Origin of the sequence: Corynebacterium sp. sy039, from assembly GCF_007904105.1 — a bacterium.
Lineage (GTDB): Bacteria > Actinomycetota > Actinomycetes > Mycobacteriales > Mycobacteriaceae > Corynebacterium.
In genome coordinates this window covers 651513-665927 of the sequence record NZ_CP042325.1, presented here as the reverse complement: position 1 = coordinate 665927, position 14415 = coordinate 651513, and the positions used below count along the sequence as shown (strand labels likewise).

At 46.3% G+C, this 14415-nt stretch carries 18 protein-coding genes; 9 read left to right on the top strand and 9 right to left on the bottom strand.

What is annotated here, in order from left to right; all coding sequences use genetic code 11:
- Window positions 1-26: 26 nt before the first annotated feature.
- Window positions 27-1298 (bottom strand): gephyrin-like molybdotransferase Glp, encoded by a 1272-nt coding sequence (gene glp / locus FQV43_RS02995; protein WP_144274330.1) that lies wholly within the window; start codon window positions 1296-1298, stop codon window positions 27-29.
- 128 nt (window positions 1299-1426) lie between these two features.
- The gene (locus FQV43_RS02990; RefSeq protein WP_146338787.1) at window positions 1427-2350 is read right to left on the bottom strand and encodes a UTP--glucose-1-phosphate uridylyltransferase; all 924 of its coding nucleotides are present in this window, start codon (window positions 2348-2350) and stop codon (window positions 1427-1429) included.
- A 143-nt stretch (window positions 2351-2493) separates the two neighbouring features.
- Here FQV43_RS02990 and FQV43_RS02985 point away from each other — a divergent pair, with 143 nt between their 5' ends.
- From FQV43_RS02985 to FQV43_RS02965, 5 genes are all read left to right on the top strand, one after another.
- Complete coding sequence (locus tag FQV43_RS02985; protein WP_146338784.1) at window positions 2494-3066, top strand: 5-formyltetrahydrofolate cyclo-ligase; 573 nt, start codon at window positions 2494-2496, stop codon at window positions 3064-3066.
- Between the two features lie 53 nt (window positions 3067-3119).
- Entirely contained in the window at window positions 3120-3848 is a 729-nt protein-coding gene (locus tag FQV43_RS02980) for an SAF domain-containing protein (RefSeq protein WP_146338781.1), read from the top strand.
- Window positions 3849-4113: 265 nt separating this feature from the next.
- Window positions 4114-4521, top strand: coding sequence for a large conductance mechanosensitive channel protein MscL (mscL, locus tag FQV43_RS02975; protein ID WP_144274321.1), 408 nt, complete (start codon window positions 4114-4116; stop codon window positions 4519-4521).
- Window positions 4522-4617: 96 nt separating this feature from the next.
- Window positions 4618-6474: a siderophore-interacting protein gene (locus FQV43_RS02970; RefSeq protein ID WP_146338778.1), complete on the top strand. Its 1857-nt coding sequence runs from the start codon at window positions 4618-4620 to the stop codon at window positions 6472-6474.
- Window positions 6475-6621: 147 nt separating this feature from the next.
- Window positions 6622-7557, top strand: a complete 936-nt coding sequence (locus FQV43_RS02965) for a GDSL-type esterase/lipase family protein (protein ID WP_146338775.1) — start codon at window positions 6622-6624, stop codon at window positions 7555-7557.
- Between the two features lie 101 nt (window positions 7558-7658).
- Here the strand turns inward: FQV43_RS02965 and FQV43_RS02960 are convergent, their stop codons facing one another.
- From FQV43_RS02960 to FQV43_RS02930, 7 genes are all read right to left on the bottom strand, one after another.
- The gene (locus FQV43_RS02960) at window positions 7659-7874 is read right to left on the bottom strand and encodes a hypothetical protein (protein WP_144274315.1); all 216 of its coding nucleotides are present in this window, start codon (window positions 7872-7874) and stop codon (window positions 7659-7661) included.
- 24 nt (window positions 7875-7898) lie between these two features.
- Entirely contained in the window at window positions 7899-8507 is a 609-nt protein-coding gene (locus tag FQV43_RS02955; protein WP_144274313.1) for a molybdenum cofactor biosynthesis protein B, read from the bottom strand.
- Between the two features lie 54 nt (window positions 8508-8561).
- Window positions 8562-9983, bottom strand: a complete 1422-nt coding sequence (locus tag FQV43_RS02950) for a S1C family serine protease (RefSeq protein WP_146338772.1) — start codon at window positions 9981-9983, stop codon at window positions 8562-8564.
- Window positions 9984-10085: 102 nt separating this feature from the next.
- Entirely contained in the window at window positions 10086-11552 is a 1467-nt protein-coding gene (locus FQV43_RS02945; RefSeq protein ID WP_246846944.1) for a HAMP domain-containing sensor histidine kinase, read from the bottom strand.
- Entirely contained in the window at window positions 11549-12247 is a 699-nt protein-coding gene (locus FQV43_RS02940) for a response regulator transcription factor (RefSeq protein WP_144274309.1), read from the bottom strand. Before FQV43_RS02940 ends, FQV43_RS02945 begins: the two co-directional genes overlap by 4 nt.
- 220 nt (window positions 12248-12467) lie before the next feature.
- Entirely contained in the window at window positions 12468-12641 is a 174-nt protein-coding gene (gene rpmF, locus FQV43_RS02935) for a 50S ribosomal protein L32 (RefSeq protein ID WP_144274307.1), read from the bottom strand.
- 21 nt (window positions 12642-12662) lie between these two features.
- A complete protein-coding gene (locus FQV43_RS02930) occupies window positions 12663-12935 on the bottom strand; it encodes a type B 50S ribosomal protein L31 (protein WP_144274305.1) in 273 nt (90 codons plus the stop codon).
- 440 nt (window positions 12936-13375) lie between these two features.
- Here FQV43_RS02930 and rpmB point away from each other — a divergent pair, with 440 nt between their 5' ends.
- The 4 genes from rpmB to rpsR are packed head-to-tail and all read left to right on the top strand — an operon-like array spanning window position 13376 to window position 14353.
- The gene (gene rpmB / locus FQV43_RS02925) at window positions 13376-13612 is read left to right on the top strand and encodes a 50S ribosomal protein L28 (RefSeq protein WP_144274303.1); all 237 of its coding nucleotides are present in this window, start codon (window positions 13376-13378) and stop codon (window positions 13610-13612) included.
- 2 nt (window positions 13613-13614) lie between these two features.
- Window positions 13615-13779 (top strand): 50S ribosomal protein L33, encoded by a 165-nt coding sequence (gene rpmG, locus FQV43_RS02920; RefSeq protein ID WP_144274301.1) that lies wholly within the window; start codon window positions 13615-13617, stop codon window positions 13777-13779.
- A gap of 3 nt (window positions 13780-13782) precedes the next feature.
- A complete protein-coding gene (rpsN, locus tag FQV43_RS02915; protein ID WP_144274299.1) occupies window positions 13783-14088 on the top strand; it encodes a 30S ribosomal protein S14 in 306 nt (101 codons plus the stop codon).
- Between the two features lie 16 nt (window positions 14089-14104).
- A complete protein-coding gene (rpsR, locus tag FQV43_RS02910) occupies window positions 14105-14353 on the top strand; it encodes a 30S ribosomal protein S18 (RefSeq protein WP_144274297.1) in 249 nt (82 codons plus the stop codon).
- Window positions 14354-14415: the final 62 nt, after the last annotated feature.

Sequence of the window (14415 nt, the reverse complement as noted above, 5' to 3'; positions counted from 1 at the left end):
CAGCGTCTTAAGCATATGACTATCCCTTAGCGTCCTTGGGTCAGGAACAGCACTTCCACAATATCACCAGGACGAATTTCAGTAACTTCTTCAGGGATCTTGATCATTGCATTTGCATCTGACAATCCCGCAAGAAGATGAGCCGGAGCACCATTAGCACCCCCCAAACCTTCGACTAAATAATCTTGTGTCTGCGCATCGCGCATTAATCGCGCCCGCACATAACCGCGTCGCCCATTCCGAGAAGTGACATGGTTAAGCGCCCTCGCTCGCACTGCACGACGCTTATGCGCCCCCTTGCCCAGGCACAACCGAATCATGGGACGAATAAACATCTCAAAAATAACAAGCGCAGAAACTGGATTGCTAGGAAGTAAAAAGACTGGCACTTTCTTTTCCCCCAAAGTGCCAAATCCTTGAACAGAACCTGGGTGCATAGCCACACGAGTGGTATCAATATCGCCAAGTTCGCGCAATACTGCTCGGATAGCTTCAGAGCTAGACCCACCAACAGCACCGGAAATCACAATAATCTCGCTGCGCAACATTTGCGATTCCACAATTTCTTTCAGGCGACGCGGCTCCCCTGCTGCAATACCCACACGGTGCACATCCGCACCTGCATCTCGTGCCGCTGCAGCAAGAGAATAGGAATTAACATCAAGTACCTGACCAAGACCGGGATCCCTATCAATATCAACCAATTCCTTACCAACAGAAAGAATTGATACCCGAGGACGTGGATATACCAATACTTTGTTACGACCGACGGCTGCTAATAAACCAATATGCGCCGGACTCAGTATTGCTCCCGTACTTACCGCAACATCACCTGGTCGAATATCATCACCACTGCGACGCACAAAATCGCCAGAACGCACAGGACGCGCCGCAATAACTCTCCGTCGACCACGATCCGTCCACTCCAATGGCAGCACCGCATCTGCCAATGTAGGCAAAGGAGCACCAGTATGCACTCGCACTGCTTGCTTTGGTTGTAAACGCAATGGCCGTTGAGAACCAGCAGCAACTTCGCCTACAACTGGTAATGACGTTTCCCGAGGTAGCATATTCGGCGATTCTTGGCTAGTAGCGCCAAGACCGCGTTCTCCCCCAACGTCGACGGCTCGAACAGCATAACCATCAATGACAGCTTGATCGAATCCCGGCAATGGTTTTGTTGCTTGAACTTCCTCTGCGCACATAAGTCCCAGAGCTTCTGCTATTGCAATACGCACTGGTTCCGGTACAATAGCTGCTTCGGTAACTAAGGCTAGCTGTTGCTCAACTGAGCGCACGGCTTTACCTCCTCACCGACGAATGCTCAATATGCTTTCGCCACTCGTATTGACAATAACGTATGAACTAAATCTAGGTTAGTAAAACACCTAGAACTTAGAAAATTCTAGCCGAGAGTAATCACTACTTATAGTGCCTCATGCTCCACCAATAAATCCCGCAATGTTTTCTTCAAGTGATCACCATATATGGGGTGGGACAAACCAAAATCCACTACCGCAGGAATATAACCACCAGGATTACCCAGGTCATGACGCTTTCCGTCGTGAACCACAATATGCACAGGATGTCCTTGTTCGATAAGCAAAGCAATTGCGTCGGTAAGCTGCAATTCACCACCGGCACCAGGGGTGATACGTCGTAAAGCATCAAAAATACAACGATCAAGAAGGTAACGTCCAGTCGCTACAAAGTTAGACGGAGCGTCCTTGACCGCAGGCTTTTCTACCATACCGCATACACGTTTTACAGTTAACGGACCATCATAACCAGCAGATTCGACGTCAAACACGCCATAGTTATAGACATCTTCTTTAGGCACCTCAAAAGCGCATAGTACGCTGCCGCCTAGCTCTTTACGCACCTCAGCCATTTTCTCTACCACGCCAAACGGCAAAACGAGATCATCGGGAAGCATAACTGCAACAACATCTTCGTCATCGTCAAGGATACTTTCCGCCAAGCTCACTGCATGACCTAACCCTAAAGGTTTTTCTTGCAACACCGATACTGGCTCAATAAGTTCTTTTGCCCTCCTGACCTTGGCAAGTTGTTCAACTTTACCTCGTTCATCCAAGGTGCGCTCAAGTTCGGGGAAAGACTTGAAATGCTCAAGCACTTCTTGCTTATTTGGTGCTGTAATGACAGCCAGACGCTGTGCACCTAGCTGAGCCGCTTCTTCTGCAATGAGTTCAATACCTGGGGTATCAACAACTGGTAGCAACTCCTTTGGCACAGTCTTTGTCGCTGGTAGGAACCGAGTTCCCATACCAGCAGCTGGCACAATTACTGTTTTAACAGCGTGTTGCTTTTCCGATTCAGGCATAATCATGCGCACGAGTCTACCTGGTAGACCCAAGTAAAAAATGAGCAAACACAGTATTATGGCAATAATTATTTTATTTGCTTCATCACACTACTACCCGACATACTGCCCGGAAAGATACCTACAGCAAGAAACACCACGGACTTTCTATGACTTCCCCACTATCCGATACAACTATTGATACTGCTAAAAAAGCCCTGCGAACTGAATTGCGTATCAAGAGAAAAACCATGTCTCCGATCGTTCGTGCGATTGCCAATGCACGTATCATCGAGCAATTATGCACACTAATCACTCGCAACAATTACACGCGTATTGCCGCGTATTGCCCCGGAGAAAAAGAACCTGGTGGAGTTGAGTTACTAAAAAACCTCGACACATATGTCGACGAGCTCTGGTTACCGCTCTCGCGGTCACAGTTCCAATTAGAATGGGCACTATACCAAGGCAGTGAGTACCTGCGTGTAGGTAAGCATAATATCTATGAGCCAATGGGAAAAAGTTTCTCCAGTGAGATTCTTCATGCGTTAGATCTCATCATCGTTCCAGCTCTTGGCGCCACTCCTCACGGGCACCGGCTTGGTCAAGGTGGTGGCTACTATGATCGTGCAATGAAAAACATATCCACCCCACAAGTCATGCTGCTATTCGCCTCGGAAATACGATCTGATATTCCCATTGCAGATCACGACATTTGCATTAAAAAAATCATTTCAGCTTAAAGTAGCGTAACGCAGAGGAACCAACACGCCATGGTAAGCGTCCCTTATAAAGTATGAATCTGCATTTTCGATTTTTTGAGGATTTACGCAACCCTGGTTATCGCCGCTCTATGGCGCTTCGACGGCTATTAGCATGCAGCCTTGTTGTACTAGCACTATGTTTTGCCATACAAGAAAATCGTGATGATAAAGCAACAGTTATCATTACCACTAGAGAAATAGAGGCTGGTCATAGCCTATCAGCCAGAGATATAACGCAAATACACATACCACATGAGTTTCTCCCGGACAATGCATTGTCTCTTCCAACTGAAGCCCTCGGGCGAATTAGCGCGCACGCACTCCCCAAGGGCAGTATGATTTCCCAATTTAATTTCATCTCCTCTGATCTGACCGCTCACATAAGTAAGAAACATACTGTCGACGCAGATACTGAGAGTGCGGAAGGTGCTGAAAGTGCTGAGGAAATCGAGCAATTTGATGAGAGATATAACATGGTTCCGATTAATCTTGCTGACCCAACTGTGGCAGGACTGCTTGTACATGGCGATACTGTCTCCGTGATTAGTGTGAGCACTGATAATGGAGCACACGAAGAAAAAGTTATTGCAACTGGCGCCAAGGTAATCTTCAGTGCCAATGCACAAAGTGACAAAAAATTCGCCCAACCCGGTACAGTCTTGATCGCGTTACCCGAGCAAGAAGCACAAACTGTAGCAGCTGCCTCTTTAGCTAGCCCGCTGACGCTTATTGTTACTGGTGAACGCGCACAGCTTTCGTAATTCTAGGGGTTGCCTGTTGTCCTACACAGGGTTTTAGAATCAGATTTTTGGCTTTAACTAGCTAAAACCTAATCTTTTAGTTAAGATTTTCTCGCACATTATTCCGCTCACTGCGGATAATTGTTTACCATACTCTTTCTGTTCGCCTAATTTCCTTAAGACTAAGCACATTTTTGCTGCCCTAGCAGGTGCAAAAATAATGCATGGCAGGAATATATTAAGGAACAGTCAAGGATTAAGAAAACTCATATTGAAAGGGACTTTCATGTTAAAAGGATTTAAGGACTTTATCCTTCGCGGTAATGTTATTGAGCTAGCAGTTGCTGTTGTTATTGGTTCTGCTTTCACAGCAATCGTTAACGCCTTTACTGAGAACCTCATCAACCCACTCATTGCGTCATTCGGTGGTGCAGATGTCAGCGGTCTTGGTTTTGCTATCCGTGCTGGTAACGATGCAACTTTCCTAGACTTCGGTGCAGTTATCACTGCTGCAATTAATTTCCTCATCATCGCAGCAGTCGTTTACTTCATTCTTGTTGCTCCAATGAATAAACTTGCTGCGCTACAGGCAAAACGCAAAGGCGTAGAAGAAGACAAAGCAGCTCCTGCTTCTATTGAGGCAGAACTCTTGACTGAGATTCGCGATATGCTCAAAGAGCAAAAATTGCAGTAATCTCTGCTCAATCTATCGACGCTATTTCTTCGGAGCAGTTTTCATTAATTTTTCAACTACAATTGTGAAAAATTAGTGAAACTTCCGGAGATTACCATGCCACGTAATAGTCGTCAGATAGATATTTCCCCCATTAGCGTACGCGAGCTGGAGGTTCTTCGCATTGAAGACCTCACCACAGGTATGCGGCGCATTATTTTTGGCGGATCACAATTAGGCGAACATACTTATCGAAATTTCTTAGTTCCTGCTCTCAAGAGCACAGGTTTCGATGATGATGTTCGCCTTATTTTTCCACACCCTACAACTGGTGAACGCCCCAGACCAGAACCCGATGCAGATGGTCGGTTGCAATGGGACGCTCAGGTAAAAGACCTATTCCGTACATACACCGTCCAGCATTGGGATCCCGAGGCACAAGAATTAAGCATTGATTTTGCCCATCATTCAATGGGGTTGGCACAAGAGTGGTCACAACAAGCAACCCCAGGAGATAAGCTCTGGGTTGCTGGCCCCAAAAACAGTATGTCACTTCCTTGCCACACCGACTGGCTATTACTCATTGGTGATGAAACTGCGTTGCCAGCCATCTCTCGTTGCTTAGCAGAGCTTCCCGACGGGCATCCAACCTGGGTATTCATTGAAGTAGCAACAGAAGAACACATCCTTACCCTAGAAAGTAATGCTGATGTTCATCTTCAATGGGCAATTCGTGACCAAGAACAAAACTGCGCCAGCATACTAGCACAGGCTCTCGACGATGACATTTTTCCTAAAGGAGTGCCGTATATCTGGGCCGCCGGCGAAACCAGCAAACTGAGAGAACTACGTACTCTGGCCAAGAATTTTGATGCGCCAAAAGAACACCAAGATTTCACTGGTTATTGGCGATATAGCGATGCGCAGAAAAATGATGAGGGCATCGTCGAAGGCGGCGGATACAGTATTATGGAAAAGCTCCATGAACTATCGGAGCTGGCACCTGCCTTTGCATTACGCGCTGCACTTAATTTAGATATCTTCACTATTATTGGGCAACAAAAGTCGCAGGAAATTTCTGTTAGTGCACTAAGCAATGCAGCAGGCACCCATCTTGATAGCGCCTGGCGTTTCTTTAGGTATTTAGGCTCATTAGATTTATTGGAGCTATCCGACAACGATGATCCTACTCAGCAAACCGTAAAATTAACTGCACTTAGCCGAGAACTAGCTGATGTTGATTCTCATTTAACAAAGCATTTACGCGGTCCGGCACACTTACGTGCGCTGTCGTTACTCAATCTTGAAGATACACTGCGCACTGGTATGCCAACGCAGATTTCCCCTTGGGAGGTAGCGAAAGCCAACAACCCACTCACTCATGACGATTACCTCCAGCACCTTGCTGAACGAGCGCATTGGTTAGCTCCTGCGATCGCACAACTCTTCCCCCCACATTCCCTCTCCACAGTAGTTATCTGTGGTTCAAGCGCCCATATTTTTGCTGATGAGTTTTTACGCGCCACACCAAATATACGTGCAACCTTGATCGGAGCTCCCAGCGAAATTACATTCATGCGTCGCCAAAGCACTCAGTTTCAAGAGCAACAATGCACTTTCTTGGCATACAGTCCTGATGAAGTAGAGCTTTTCGACGCTCATCTATCTCAATTAGAGTTGAACGCAGAAACTACTGCAGTTATCTTGGTAGATCCTTTTGCTATGCCTGATGCACAAGAAATGTTTAGGCAGCTGCAACGCCACCTTCACCATGCGTGGATCATCACAGACATTATGACCCACAATGACAGCGAGGAGCACCAATATGAAGAAGATCTCATTCGTCTGTCCACTGAAGGCACGCGAGTACCAACACATGCTGACATCACGAATCTACTTACCACTCATGGTTGGGACATAACACACTCTCAGCCCATTGGTTGGAGTAGCCACGCACTAAAAGTGCAAAAATGAATAAAAATAAACATTTTTTTCTAAATTCGTTTCGCGAAGAAAACATCAAGCTAATTGCTATTTTTCACACAGGTTTTTGGGAAAAAATTTTATTATTCCTATAATCACAGTTTGATAAAAAGAAAGTTTGGTATAAGGTCATTAGACATGAACAAGTCTAGTTTCCTACGCAAAGCATCTTCTCTTGGTGCTGCAGCTCTAGTTGGTTTCGGTCTCACACTTTCAAGTGCTCCTGTTGTTTCTGCTAACCCTGCCCCACAGCTACCTGTTCCTAGCGTCTCTCAGCTAGCAGGTATGCTTCCTAATTCAAGCACCCCTCCAGCTGGTGCTCAGCAGATTGTTACTTTTGGTGATTCTTTCACCGCTACTGGTGGTACTGTCCCTGGACAAGCTCCACAGACTGAAAAAGGCTACCAGTTCAAGCCAACCTGTGCTAAAGATGTTCGTAACTGGCCTCACTCAGCTGCTGCAGCTGCAGGCAAGTCTCTTGCAGACTGGTCTTGCAATGGTACCGGCGGCATGATTCCCATCTTTGAGGTTCAGGCATATGTAGAGCAGGCTATTGCAGCAGGAAACATCGGACCTGGTACTGAGAAGGTTGTTTTCATGTACGGCGGTATGGATGCTGTCCAATGGGTTGATGTTGCTGCTGGTCTTCAAGCTGCAGGAAACATTCCGGAATCTGAATTCACCAGAATGTATGGCGCAATCAAGAACCGCATTGCTCAAGCTGCACCAGGTGCACAGGTTGTTGTTGCAGCATACCCAGAGTTCGTAACAAACGATAAACTCTGCTTAGTAAACCCAGATCCACATAACCCAATTCCTCTTCCAGCTCCAGGTGGCGACCAAATTCAGAATGGTCTCCGTAACTCTCTCAAGCATGCTGCTCAGGTTAATGGTCTACAGTTCATTGATACTCTTGAGCTAACTCGTGGACATGGCACCTGTAACCCAGATCCAAACCAACGTTATGTTGCTGGTACTTTCGATCCAGGCGCTCCTTCTACCATGCCTGCTCACCCAACCGTAGTTGGTGGAATTGAGATCGGAAAGATTATCGCTAAAGAGCTTTACCGCTAATCTTTTAAGATTCAACTAAAATGATCCCAGAGTTTCTCTGGGATCTTCTTTTTATTTCAGCACCCTAGCCAACTAACGAACACTGATTCGTCATAAGAACACTACTCATAATGAGGCGGTTGTTCTCTACGATAAAAATCGATGCTGTGTGGGGCACCCTCTGCAGCAGATTCGCCATCATAAGCATCGTCTAATGCGACATACCGCCTACTGTCATAGTCATCAACACTCACCTGTGTATCGTCAGCTTGACGATCATAATCACTGTCTGCCAGACGAACTACCCTACGTCGCTTATGTGTACCATGCTTATTCATAAATTTTCTGGTTTCTACTGCGCATCAGTCCATCGTCGAATAGCGTAATTGGTCAATGAGATGGTGTACCAGTGGCATAAGCGTTGCCATACCATCACGAATAGCAGCACGTGAAGCAGCAAGATTCACAACGACAGTCGATCCAGAGACTCCTGACACGCCTCTTGAGGTACAAGCGTCTACTGCCCCACAGGCTAATCCCGATGAGCGCAATGCCTGAGCAATGCCTGGAACATCGTGATCGAGTAATTCTTGAGTTACTTGTGGAGTTTTGTCCCTAGGCCCTACGCCGGTACCACCAACAGTCAGGACAAGATCCACTCCTCCAATCACAGCTGTTTCAATTGCTTTTCTGATTTGAGAACGCTTATTCTTGACCATCACTGTTCCGTCGACGACGAATCCGCCTTCTGCTAGTAATTCAGCACAGACCCGATCGGTGTCTTTCCCCGAGCCAATAATGTGATCGCTCACTAACACCACTAAGGCTCGACGTGGAGTTACTACAGCATCTTGTTGTGCTTCATTAGTTTGGAAGAATGAAGCGTCTGGCTCTTGTTCCTCCAAATTAGCTAAATAAGATTCTGTGGTACGAAGATCATGCGAATCATCATTATTGGCGCGGATACTCATCTGATTCCTTCTCAGTTGCTCAGCGAGGGATACTTTTAGTCTTTGTATGCCAATCTACTCGCTTGTAAGAGTAAGCTCCACATCACGAGGATTATTTCCTTGCTCATCAGCAACTGTAAGAGTAATTTTTTCACCAAAATCGCTACTACGCACTGCAGCGATAAGCGCATCTGCACTGTCTATCCGCTTACCATTCATCGCGGTAATAATTTCGCCAGCCTTCAATTTTGCTTTCTCACCTGGCCCACCGCTACTTACCTCAGCAATAACTGCACCAGCAACAGGCGAATTAGGCAATACCTGAATACCAATCATTGGTTGTGTCGCCTGGCCAGTTTCAATTAATTGCGTTGCTACTCGTCGCGCAAAATTAGCAGGAATAGCAAAACCAATACCAATTGAACCTGCTTCATTGCTTGCCGTACTTGTAGAAGCAATGACCGAGTTCATCCCAATGATATTGCCATTCATATCCACCAGAGGACCACCTGAGTTACCCATATTGATGGCTGCGTCGGTTTGGATTGCGTCGATAAGCGATGATTGTCCAGTTTCAGTTCCGCCGGCACGTACTGGTCGGTTAAGCGCTGACACAATGCCTGAGGTAACCGTAGCGGATAGTCCTAGTGGCGATCCGACAGCAACCACTTCCTGCCCGACGGCAACAGAATCAGAGTCGCCAAAGCTAATTGTTGGCAAGCCAGAGGCATCTTTCATTTTGATGACTGCGACATCTGTATTTGGGTCGCCTGCAACTAATTCTGCGTCATATTCTGTGCCATCATTAAGGGAAACAGTAATTTTTGCTTGAGTATTTTTAGCAGCATCAATCACATGGTTATTGGTTAATACATAACCATCTTCAGAAATGATAGAACCTGATCCCTCACCCATTTGGTTTTGGGTAGTAACGCGGATTGATACCACCGAAGGCAATACTTTTGCTGATACCGCTTCAACGGAACCAGGTGTGGCATTCGCAGATACTTGCTTAGCGTCTTTTGTATCTGATGATTGTTTTAGATTAGCGACAACATTACTGTGGTCATCTGAGCTTTGGGTATTGTGCGCAACATAAACCCCAGTGATAGTACCAGCAGAAATAGCTGCGACAAGCGAGAGAGCCAATGCAGTGGTAAGTCCTACTGAGCGTTTTTTCTTAGGCTCAGAAGCCATTGCTGGTGTTTGAGAAAATTGCTGAGCGTGTTGGTTGTCATACCAAGATGAACGCGTTGTGTAGAAACTTGTTGTTGGATTTTGACTGGACTGAGTTGCTTGCCCCGCTTGTGGAGGTTGAAAAGAGCTTGTGGTATGCGCACCTGGATATGTGCTAAAACTTTGTGTTTCCTCTGCACCTATGTTTCCTTGTGCATTTGGTGATGTAGTGGATGTTGGATGAGCATTACCATTTTGGGCAGCAGTATTAGTGTCATTGGTATTGTGCCCTGAGAAAAAAGGAGAATTATTTTCGTTCATGACAATTACTATGCTCCTTTACACTGAGTTATATCTATATTTCGTCTGTCAATTTCATGTGAAAAACTGGGAGTTTGCTGAGTGTCCCAGGCATGCATACTATTAACGCTTTGCTTGACTTATTTTCTCCAATTGAGCTGCAGTCTGTGCCCCCGGCAGGATAACGCTCATCTTCGTTCCGCCGTCTTCTGATTCCATTGCACTAATTGTGCCCCCATGCCGTAGAATCGCCTGCTTCACAATTGCCAACCCCAACCCTGAGCCTGGCGTCGAACGTGCTTGAACAGAACGGAAAAAACGCTCGAATACTTTTTCTCTGTCTTCCACTGGGATGCCTGGCCCAGAATCAGATACCGTAATCTCCACACTGTGCGCAGACACTGGTGTCATAGCAATACGAACACAACCATCCTGTGGTGACCATTTTGCAGCATTATCCATGAGGTTGAGGATTGCACGCTCTAGACCATGAGAATCACCGTCTAGATACCATTTAATGGTATTCACAGTGAACTCGATGTCTGGTCGGCGTCTGCGTACTCTATCCAATGCACGATCAATCACACGTGACATTTCCACTTCTTCCAACACTGTTGGCGGTGCATCATCACGCGCAAGATCTACGAGATCGCCAATAAGCGTAGATAATTCTTCCATCTGCGCCATCACGTCATGTTCAATTGCAGCTCTATCTTCTGCGCTCATATGCTGTGCGCTACCTGAGCGTTGCATCATCATCAACAGCTCGATATTGGTTCGCATAGAGGTCAAGGGAGTTTTGAGTTCATGGCCTGCATTTGCTACCAATTCAGCTTGTCGACGTCGTGACTGCTCTAAAGCATGCAACATATCATTAAAACTATGGGTAAGCATGGCGAGCTCGTCGTTTCCCACCACTTCGATAGGAGTTAGCTCATCTGTCTTGCGCACTCGATTAACCGCCATATGTAATCTACGCACTGGACGTAAACCAGAAGTAGCAACGATTCTACCGATGATAATCGCAAAGAAAACCCCAACTAAACCAACGATCAGTAATGAAAAACCTAATAAGGTAATGAGTTGATTTGTACTTGACATATCACGCGCAATAATGACTGTAGCACCGGTAGCATTTGTCTGTGATAACACACGTTCACCATTAACAGTGGCGACTAAATATCCTTTATCAGTTCTGTTTTTCTCAGATAACTGTGGAATATCGTCGCCAACAGCAAAGTTAGAACCAGGCATGATGATTGAAACGCGAATATCGGAATTATATTCGCGGAAAACATCTATTTTATCTTGCACATTGGCATATAGATAAGGATCAATTGTCTGCTGTAATAGTGCCTGCGCGCTTTGCTCAAGATCCTTATCCACCGAATCTTTCAGAGCTGCTGAAATAGTCCAATAGGCGACAACAGTCATACCACCAACAACCACTGCCACCATAGCAGCAGTGAGCACTGTAATACGCCAACGCAGCGAACCACGATTATCAAAGGCTTTATCTTTGACAGATAAAGCATCTCCTAGCTTCCCGCCGGGGAAAGCCACATGGTGTGCTGGGCGTCGGAGTATCACGATACAGTGTCTCTCATATCCCTCAGGACGTATCCCACACCGCGCACAGTATGAATCAAACGTGGTTCATCTTTAGCTTCTGTTTTTTTGCGCAGATAACCAATATAAACCTCGAGTGCATTCCCAGTGGCAGAAAAGTCGTATCCCCATACTTCTTCTAAAATTTTTGCCCGAGACAGCACTGTTTCCGGATTTTCAAGGAGAAGCTGCAACAATGCAAACTCAGTGCGGGTCAAATCAATGCTACGGCCTTCTCGACGAACTTCCCTAGTCGCCGTATTGAGATATAAGCCCTTAAAGTGAAATTCTTCAGCAGGTGTGTCCAAAGAATCTGCTGCTGCACGACGCAAAAGCGAGCGTACACGAGCAAGTAATTCTTCCAGAGCAAAAGGCTTAGGCAGATAATCATCTGCCCCAGCATCTAATCCTGCAACTCTATCAGCAACGCCATCACGCGCTGTGAGCATAAGAATCGGACGATCATTGCCTCTGCTGCGTAGAGTACGACATACTTCCAGCCCATCCATGCGAGGCATCATCACGTCAAGAATAACAAGACCTGGTTGCTCTTTTTCGATCACGCTGAGTGCCTCTTGCCCATCTTCGGCAAGAAAGACATCATAGCCGTTAAAAGCTAAAGAACGTCTCAGTGATTCACGCACTGCCTGTTCATCATCTACTACAACAATTTTCATGTCACCAATACTGCCTTGTTTTCCTTTATCGTTGCTTAGCAGAGTATATGAAAATAATGTGAATATATATTTCGCTTGTTTTTCCTGGGAAAATAACTACCAAATGGGTGTAGTGGAAACTGTATTCATTACCATGATACAACCGCGTTCATGAAAAAAGGCTTATAGAACCTCATAGGTTCTATAAGCCCCGTAATTAATCGTCTATCCCTGCATAGGATTAGAACTGCTCAACCTCTACAAGACCAAGGCGAGCTGCTTTAACAAGACGACGTGGAATGCGCACAGTCTGACCGTCGATAGTCACTTCTTGCAAAGCAGGGTTATCTGCTTTCCACTGTGAACGACGAGCATGAGTGTTTGCACGGGACATACGACGCTTTGGTACTGCCATGTCTGTTCCTCCTTAGTTTCTTTAAGCCTGTGTCTTCTTCTTGCGACGAGCCATGCCACCGAAACGACGCTGGAACTTCTCAACGCGACCAGCGGTATCCATAACACGCTGTGCACCAGACCAGAATGGATGAGACTCGCTTGTAACATCAACAACGATCAATGGGTACTCATTGCCGTCTTCCCACTCAACAGTACGCTTAGAGGTAGCAGTAGAACGGGTGAGGAACTGATAACCAGTACCTGCATCACGGAAGACTACTGGATGGTAGTCAGGATGAATGTCCTTTTTCATAAACTCGATTCCCTCAGGATTGACACTTTAGGTCGCTTCACCTCAATAGCAACAGCAAAATCGGTGATCGTGCCTAAGTTGGGCTCGGATATTTCTTAAAACTTAGCCATAGCCTGCACCAAAGCTGAATCAACAACTTTAAGTCAGCGCTTTTATGACAACCCCAAAGACATTACACCAAAAGGAAGAAAAATAAAAATAAGCAAGCATTGCCATTAAGAAACTATTAGAGAAAAAGACCGTCAAAGAGCACGATTAGGTTTTTTTACAAAAAACAGGTATGGTTGTCCATTGCTGTTGTCGAAAAATGTTCGTATATCGCTCCGTCAGCTGGCGTGACTGTAAATCTGCATTCAACAAGGCACTACGTGTCCATATACTTTTCGCAGATGTATCTAGTCTAACTAGCATGAACGTGGGCGGCTAGGAGAAAGAAACCCATGTCGGCTATTTGCCAGGTAACGGGACGTCAGCCGTCTTACGGCAAGTCTGTCTCACACTCGCACCGACGTACTTCACGCCGTTGGAATCCCAACGTGCAGCGTCGGAAGTTTTACCTCCCATCTGAGGGACGTACCATCACTCTGAATGTATCCACCAAGGGTCTTAAGGTTATTGACCGCGATGGCATTGAAGCTGTTGTCGCAAAGATCCGTGCACGCGGGGAGAAGATCTAAAGATGGCACGTAATGATGTTCGTCCAATTATCAAATTGAAGTCCACTGCGGGCACCGGTTACACCTATGTGACCCGTAAGAATAAGCGTAACAACCCAGATCGCATCACTCTGAAGAAATACGATCCAGTGGTACGCAAGCACGTCGAATTCCGCGAGGAGCGATAATCTATGGCTAAAAAGTCTAAAATCGCCAAGAACGAGCAACGTAAGGAAATCGTCGCACGCTATGCGCAGCGTCGTAACGAGCTCAAGGCAATCATTAAAAACCCAAACACTTCTGACGAAGATCGCCTCGATGCTCAGTTCGAGCTGAATCGCCAGCCACGCAATGCATCACCTGTTCGCGTTCGTAACCGTGACTCCCATGATGGACGTCCTCGCGGTTATCTTCGTAAGTTCGGTGTTTCCCGTGTCCGTATGCGCGAGATGGCTCACCGTGGTGAGCTTCCTGGCGTTCGTAAATCAAGCTGGTAATTCTTAGGAGTTTTCAATGAAACGCACTAATGTCAAGAAGGCGCGGATTGAACAATCCCGTCGCCCTAAGAAGAACCCTCTCAAGGCTGCAGGAATCGACAAGGTTGATTACAAAGACATCAACACTCTTCGTCAATTCATTTCTGACCGCCACAAGATCCGTTCTCGTCGTGTTACTGGTCTGACCCCGCAGCAGCAGCGTCAGGTAGCAACCGCCGTTAAGAACGCTCGCGAGATGGCTCTCCTGCCGTTCACCAGCCGTTAATTCAACGGGGTGAACATCCCGCTGTCAGTTTTTCTATTTCTGACTGGCGATAACAGCGTACA